We start from the raw sequence: 1,574 nt of genomic DNA on the forward strand, positions 1-1,574 counted from the left end.
AATTCCACAAGGCTCATGCCTTTCTGAAACTGGATTTTGTTCCTGGCCATGACACGTCTCCTAACCCAAGGAAAACCAGTGTCGTAAGTTTAGACGGGAGAATGGCTTATGTTAGGTGGTAATCAGGTTTTTGTTTAAGGGCATTTGTTTGTACATTTTATTCCAGGTTATACAGTAAGTATTCCAGAGACGATGAGGTATTTTAAAGTCCTTATTGCTAGTGCAAAAAATGATTTTTTCACTCACGCCGGCTTTTTGAGCAGCCTGGATTAACTTTTCAAGTATTGGGTCGTAAGCGTTACGCTGTCTGAGCATTGCAGTTGCTTTTTTGCGTTTTACGGACTGGCTGGAAGGGGGAAGAACCAATAATGTCTTTTTATGAGGCTTTGTTGGTGGTGGAGGTTTTTTTGTAGGGTTGTTTTGTTTCTTTGTTAAATGTTTTGGGGTTGTCACTTTCGCTACTTTGGGAAAAGTTAATGCTAATTGATGATTGCTTGCCTTGTTCAGTTGATCGGTAATTGTTTCTTTATGCAAACAGGTTAGTTTTGATACAGTCGGCAAGTGAAATTTGATGTCTTTGTTTTTTGTTCTCGGTTCATAATCAAAAACGATTTCAGTACCGTATTTAATGTCATCAATTGCTAACACCTCAATAGAAAGAGAATGTCTGTTCTCCCAGAGAATATATCGCTCAACAGGGTGGGGGAGTAGCCTGACGTTTGCTTGCTTGGAGTGGTTTAGATAGCGCATATTCTTGCTACCGTTTCTTCCGATTTCTATGTCGGTATTTTCAATCCATCGGTTTGACCAAGCGATGTACCTGTCATTTTGCATGGGAATTATTGCGCATTTTTGTTGCTGTAGACTTTGTTGTCGCCTTACTGGTTGAAAGGCAGAAAGGTCATTGGATAGCTTAAAAACAATATATTTTTGAGGTTTTGAGTGATCAAAGGGATCAGGGATTCTGTATACAAGCTCACCTTCGTAGTCTCCAACTTTTTTACCATTAGCGAAGAAGCGTGCACTGATGACTCCTTTTCCTTCAGGATCAACAACGCCGTAGTCTCGCAGGAATGTATCTCCATCATAACTGTAGTGGTTGAATGCGGCGGATTTCAGCGATTCAACAAGCTCATTTTCCTCTTCTTTTAACCTGACCTGCTGTTTCTTGTTTTCATCGAGTTGCAACAATGTTTGCTCAAAAGGACCGCTAGCCACAAATCGATTATGACAACACGGTGTGGGGGCGAGTTGTTTCCTGGGAATCTTTCTATCAACAGCTTCTACCTTCACCTTGCTTTTACGAGAGGGATGAGGAGAGGGTGTTTCGTATGTGTTCAAAGGGACATCGTCCAGACAATCCGTTAAATGCCTGTCTGGTATAGGCTTGATTTGCATTGAAAAGTCCTTTTTTAAATTGTGGATGACCACCTTCACGGTGGCTTTTGGCTCTGTTCACATTAAGTGTTGTCATCTCTGACTATACTGTTTCGTGCGTCTATTCCACTCGGCATTTGAGAGGTGAGACATGCAGCAGCAATCATTTGACGACATCCTGAAATCCATTCCTCTGA

1 protein-coding gene is annotated in these 1,574 nt (G+C 41.4%); it reads right to left on the reverse strand.

What is annotated here, in order from left to right:
• Nucleotides 1-111: 111 nt before the first annotated feature.
• Nucleotides 112-1,398 carry an SET domain-containing protein-lysine N-methyltransferase gene (locus KHS78_RS22150; protein WP_211831191.1) on the reverse strand — a complete coding sequence of 429 codons (1,287 nt, stop codon included), beginning with the start codon at nt 1,396-1,398 and terminating at the stop codon, nt 112-114.
• Nucleotides 1,399-1,574 lie beyond the last annotated feature (176 nt).

Source organism: Kistimonas asteriae, assembly GCF_018263925.1.
In the GTDB taxonomy this organism is placed as follows: domain Bacteria; phylum Pseudomonadota; class Gammaproteobacteria; order Pseudomonadales; family Endozoicomonadaceae; genus Kistimonas; species Kistimonas asteriae.

What these genes read in the sequence shown, in the direction of transcription:
- KHS78_RS22150 (WP_211831191.1), bottom strand. Translation starts at nt 1,398, where the DNA reads ATGCAAATCAAGCCTATACCAGACAGGCATTTAACGGATTGTCTGGAC.